This is a genomic window from Streptomyces sp. NPDC060209, from assembly GCF_042728155.1.
Taxonomy (GTDB): domain Bacteria; phylum Actinomycetota; class Actinomycetes; order Streptomycetales; family Streptomycetaceae; genus Streptomyces.
Window position 1 is genome coordinate 1 of record NZ_JBHWZS010000447.1, and the last position, 5,300, is coordinate 5,300.

General features: G+C 68.4%; 5 protein-coding genes. 2 read left to right on the forward strand and 3 right to left on the reverse strand.

Going from position 1 to position 5,300, the window contains the following annotated elements; all coding sequences use genetic code 11:
* The 3 genes from ACFWFI_RS40730 to ACFWFI_RS40740 all read right to left on the reverse strand — a co-directional run.
* Window positions 1–599, reverse strand: a 599-nt coding sequence (locus ACFWFI_RS40730; protein ID WP_387400693.1) for a GOLPH3/VPS74 family protein, incomplete at its 3' end; no start/stop codon positions are given.
* Window positions 600–768: 169 nt separating this feature from the next.
* Window positions 769–2,292 (reverse strand): catalase, encoded by a 1,524-nt coding sequence (locus ACFWFI_RS40735; RefSeq protein ID WP_387400695.1) that lies wholly within the window; start codon window positions 2,290–2,292, stop codon window positions 769–771.
* 422 nt (window positions 2,293–2,714) lie between these two features.
* Window positions 2,715–3,641 (reverse strand): LysR substrate-binding domain-containing protein, encoded by a 927-nt coding sequence (locus ACFWFI_RS40740; protein WP_387400697.1) that lies wholly within the window; start codon window positions 3,639–3,641, stop codon window positions 2,715–2,717.
* Window positions 3,642–3,787: 146 nt separating this feature from the next.
* Between ACFWFI_RS40740 and ACFWFI_RS40745 the strand changes: the two genes are divergently transcribed.
* Entirely contained in the window at window positions 3,788–4,798 is a 1,011-nt protein-coding gene (locus ACFWFI_RS40745) for an aldo/keto reductase (RefSeq protein ID WP_387400699.1), read from the forward strand.
* A 39-nt stretch (window positions 4,799–4,837) separates the two neighbouring features.
* Entirely contained in the window at window positions 4,838–5,254 is a 417-nt protein-coding gene (locus ACFWFI_RS40750; protein ID WP_387400701.1) for an SRPBCC family protein, read from the forward strand.
* Window positions 5,255–5,300 lie beyond the last annotated feature (46 nt).

A 5,300-nucleotide genomic window follows, 5' to 3' on the forward strand; every position in this document is an offset into this window, starting at 1 on the left:
CGCCAGACGTTGGCGAACGCCGCGTTCTCGATGGACCGCCGCTGGCGTACTGCTTCGAGTTCAATCACCGCGTCGCTGACGGCGGCGAGTACCGTCGTCACGGCTTCGTCCTCGACGCCGGGCTCATCCTCCGGTCGTCCGCTCCGGATCCCCACGGCCGATGCGAGGGCGGCGAGCACGGGCTCATTTTCTTCCCAGCGGTTCAGGGCCTGGCGACGAGAGGGCGTATCGGCCGGCTCCACGCGGTCGGCTCCGAGCGGCAGCCGGCCGTGGCGGCCCTGATCCAACTGCCCGTCCTCTTCGAGTGCGGCCTGATAGGTGGCGGAGAGCTCGCGTCCTCGCCGCCACAGCCAGTCCTCGACCCGCTCGTACGGCGCCTGTCGGTCGAGAGCCGCCGCCGCCTCACCCAGGAGATGATCATCCAGCGTCGGCTGCCGGTCCGGGACGATGCGATCGCCTTCCAAGGTGGCGGCATGGGCTGCGACGAGATCGATGAGCTCGGCACCCGCGAGCGCGAGCGACAGGTCACCCTGCCCCACCGGGCGGTTCGGCGGCCCCAGGTGCAGGGCGATGATGAACAGGTCTTTCGCCGTAGTCATGAACGGCTCCCTCGGATTCGTCCGACGTTGTCGAAGCCGTTTGCCTGCTGGGGGAGCAGCAGTCGGCCCGCGGAATGCTGAAGGAGACAGGCCGCAGGGCCTGCGCCCCCGGCATCGACCGGGGGCGCGGACAGGGCCCGGAAGCCCGGTGCGTCGTACGGCCGGGTGATCAGGCCTTGCCCTGCATGGACCGGCGCGCGGGGTTGCCCTGCTCCGAGGCCTTGGGGTCCTTCTCCCCGGCCTTGGTGCGCACTCCCTCCTCGATGCGCTTGCCGATCGTCCTGTCGATGTTCGACCAGTACTCGAAAGCCCGCTTCAGCACGGGCTCGGTGACGCCGTTGAGCAGATGGCCGACGACGTTGTCCACCAACCGGTCCCGCGCCGCGTCGTCGAGGACCTTGCGCACCATGGTGCCGGCCTGGCCCCAGTCGTCGTCCTCCGCGTGGTCCACATACGCCGCCCGGGTGATGTCTCCGTCGGTGTACCAGCTCGGCGGGTTGCCGTAGCGGCCGGTGTCGGCGGCCGGGCCGCCCTTCGAGTTCGGGGCGTAGACGGGGTCGGTGGTCTTCCGGTACGCCATCGCTCCGTCCTTGGAGTACGTGTTCACCGGGACGACGGGCGCGTTGACGGGGAGCTGCTGGTAGTTGGCTCCGATGCGGTAGCGGTGTGCGTCCGCGTACGAGAACAGCCGTGCGAGCAGCATGCGGTCCGGGCTCGGGCCGATGCCGGGGACCAGGTTGTTCGGCTGGAAGGCCGCCTGCTCGATCTCGGCGTGGTTGTCGGTGGGGTTGCGGTCCAGCGTCATCCGCCCCACCTCGATCAGCGGGTAGTCGCCGTGCGGCCACACCTTGGTCAGGTCGAACGGGTTGAACCGGTAGTCCACCGCGTCCTCGTACGGCATGACCTGGACGTACAGCGTCCAGCTCGGGTAGTCGCCGTCGCGGATGTGCTCGAAGAGGTCACGCATGTGGTAGTCGGTGTCGGCCGAGGCCATCTGGTCGGCTTCGTGCTGGGTGAACGTCTCGACGCCCTGGTCGGTCTTGAAGTGGTACTTCACCCAGGAGCGCTCACCCTGCGCATTGATCCACATGTACGTGTGGGAGGTGTAGCCGTTCATGTGGCGCCAGGTGCGCGGGATGCCGCGGTCACCCATCAGCCAGGTGACCTGGTGGGCCGACTCGGGTGAGAGGGTCCAGAAGTCCCACTGCATGTCGTGGTCGCGGAGGTTGTTGTCCGCACGGCGCTTCTGGGACCGGATGAAGTGCTGGAACTTCATCGGGTCCTTCACGAAGAACACGGGGGTGTTGTTGCCCACCATGTCGTAGTTGCCTTCGCTGGTGTAGAACTTCACAGCGAAGCCGCGCGGGTCGCGCCAGGTGTCCGGGCTGCCCCGCTCGCCGGCGACAGTGGAGAACCGAATGACCAGATCGGTCGTGGTGCCGGGCTGGAAGAGCGCGGCCTTGGTGTAGCCGCTGACGTCCCCGGTCACCTCGAAGTGTCCGAAGGCGCCGCTGCCCTTGGCGTGCGGCTGACGCTCGGGGATTCGCTCCCGGTTGAACTGGGCCATCTGCTCGATCAGGTAGGAGTCCTGCAGCAGGATCGGCCCCGCCGGACCGACGGTGAGCGAATGCTCGTCGCTCTCGACAGGGGCGCCGGAGTCAGTAGTGGTCGGCTCGTGCGATGCGCTGGTCACTTTCGTTTCCCCTTCGTCGTGGGGTGAGTGTGGAACGTGGGTCGGGGCTATGGACACGGGGCGGCTCGTCGACGTCGAGACCGGGCGCAGACCTCTGAGCGAGATTTCTACGCCGACCGGTGTCTCCCCGCTCTCCAAACATCGCCGTACCAGTAACCGGTATCAACGTAGCCAAACCTGGACGAGCGGGCCATCGGAAGTGAAGGCTCCACCTCCTTCTTCCACGGAATGGATGCTTCGACCTGGCACGGCCGGCGAAAACGCCGTCCACCAGCAGGACCGCGGCCGGCGGAACGCGGCGGCTCGTCGGCCGCTGGTCCACGCTGTCGAGGATGCCACCTGTCACCGCCGGGTGTGCCGAGGGCAGGGCGACACCCATACGGGGCACCGCGGTGAACCGGTCATCGACCGGGGCGCGCCCGTCACGCCGGGCGAGCCTGTTGCGCCGGTGGTGGAGCGGCGCGATGCGTGAGGACCGTGGCGCGGAACGATGCCACCACCGGTCGCAGGTCGGTGCGGTGCCAGGCTGCCCACAGGTGTACGGATGCCTGATGCCAGGGCAGTTCGCGGACTTCGACGCCTTCGGTGGTCCCGCGGACCATGCTCTTCTGGATGAGCGCGAGCCCCAGGCCGGAGGCGACGAGTCCGAGGGCGGTCAGCGGGTCCGGCGCGTCGAGGCGGATGTCGGGTGTGAAGCCGGATGCCACACAGGCGGCGACGAAGGCGTCCCGGGCGGCGGGCTCGAGGGACGTGCCGACGGCGATCCAGGGCAGGCCGTCGAGGTCGTGCGCCGTGATGTCCTTTCGGCCTGCGAGCGGGTGGCTCGCGGGCAGGGCGAGGAGCAGCGGGTCCTCGAGCAGCGGGGCGGCCAGCAGATCGGGGTCGTCGGCTGTGGGGGGCTGCTGGACCAGGGCGATGTCGAGGCTGCGCTGCCGAAGGCCGACGAATTGCTCCTCCGCGGTCAGGCTGTAGAGGGCGACGTGGATTCCGGGGCGCTCTTCCTGCAAGGTGCGCAGTGCTGCCGGAAGCACGCCTGTGTGCATGGCGTCGGCGACGTAACCGATGCACAGGCCCCCCTCCTCGCCGCGCCCCAGGCGGCGGCCCAGATTCTCCAGGCGGTCGGCGTGGCGCAGCAGCGCACGTGCCTCGGTGAGGAAGACCCGCCCGTCGGCCGTCAGGCGGATGCGCTGCTGGCTGCGCTCGAACAGGGTGAGGCCCAGGTTCTTCTCCAGCTGGGCGATCTGACGGCTGAGGGGCGACTGCGAGATGTGCAGTTCCTCGGCAGCACGACCGACGTGTTCTGCCTCGGCCACAGCGACGAAATAGCGAAGTTGTCGCAGGTCAAGCATATAAGACCTCGGGGGACTCAACTCAGTCCAAGCGTGTCTTGGACAGTCTCAAGTATCGATCCTAACCTCGAAGACGTAAGACCGACGGACCGTCGTGCCCCTCACGGAACGACGTCGGAACCCCACCCCCCGCTAGGAAGTACCTCATGGGTATCGCGCCCCTTCTGCCCGGCCCGCTCGGCTTCGGCACCGCCCCGCTGGGCAATATGTTCCGTGCCATTCCCGACGCGGAGGCGGCCGCCACCGTCGAAGCCGCCTGGGATCACGGCATCCGCTACTTCGACACCGCCCCGTTCTACGGCGCGGGCCTCGCGGAAATCCGCCTGGGCGAGGTCCTTGCCGCACACCCGCGTGACGCGTACGTCCTCAGCACCAAGGTCGGCCGCGTCGTCCTGGACGAGCTGGAGGACCCCACATCGCGTGAACTCGGCGAAAAGGGTGGCCTGTTCGAGCACGGCCGCCCCAACAAGATGGTCAACGACTACACGGCCGACGCGACGATGCGCTCCATCGAAGACAGTCTCGTCCGGCTGAAGACCGACCGCCTCGACATCGTCTGGGTGCACGACATCGCGCAGGACTTCTACGGTGACCAGTGGCTCGCCCAGTACGAGACCGCCCGTACCGGCGCCTTCCGCACCCTGGAGAAGCTGCGTGCCGAGGGAGTCATCAAGGCCTGGGGCCTGGGCGTGAACCGGGTGGAACCGCTGGAGCTCACCCTCGACCTCGACGAGCCCAAGCCCGACGCCTTCCTCCTGGCCGGCCGCTACACCCTGCTGGACCACGGCCGCGCTCTGCAGCGCCTGCTGCCCGCGGCTGCCGAGCAGAACGTCGACATCGTCGTCGGCGGACCCTACAGCTCGGGGATCCTGGCCGGAGGGGCTCACTTCGAGTACCAGAAGGCACCCGCCGAGATCATCGGCAGGGTGGAGCGGATCAAGGCTCTCGCGGAGCGGTACGGCGTCGGTATCAAGGCCGCCGCCCTGCAGTTCTCCCTGGCGCACGCGGCCACCGCTGCCGCCATTCCCGGTGCCACCCGGCCGAGCCGCATCGCGGAGGATGTCGCCGCGCTGCAGGAGCGGATCCCGGCCGGGTTCTGGACGGCGATGCGCGACGAGCAGCTGATCGCTTCCGACGCTCCTGTACCCGCTGTCTGACCCCTGCCCGCTGACCCGCGACCTGCAAGGAGAACTCTCATGGCCACGACCACAGCATCGGTCCTCATCCCCGTGCCGCCCGAGCGTGTCTGGCAGCTCATCGGCGGGTTCGACACCCTGCCCGACTGGCTGCCCTACATCCCCAAGAGTGAACTCGGCGAAGGCGGCCGGATCCGCAGCCTCACGAACGAGGAAGGCGGCCTGATCGTCGAGCGTCTCGAAGCCTTCGACGACAAGGCCCGCACCTACAGCTACTCGATACTCCAGGCGCCCTTTCCCGTGACCGGCTACCTGTCGACCATAACGGTGCACCAGGAGCCCGACGCCGGTTCCTCCCGCGTCGAGTGGAGCGGCACCTTCACACCGGACGGGATCCGCGACGACGAAGCGGTCGCCCTGTTCCACGGTATCTACACCGACGGCCTCGCAGCGCTCAGGCAGACCCTCGCCGCCTGACCGGTCCGGAGCACGGCACCTGTGCGGGGTGACGTCGCCCATGGCG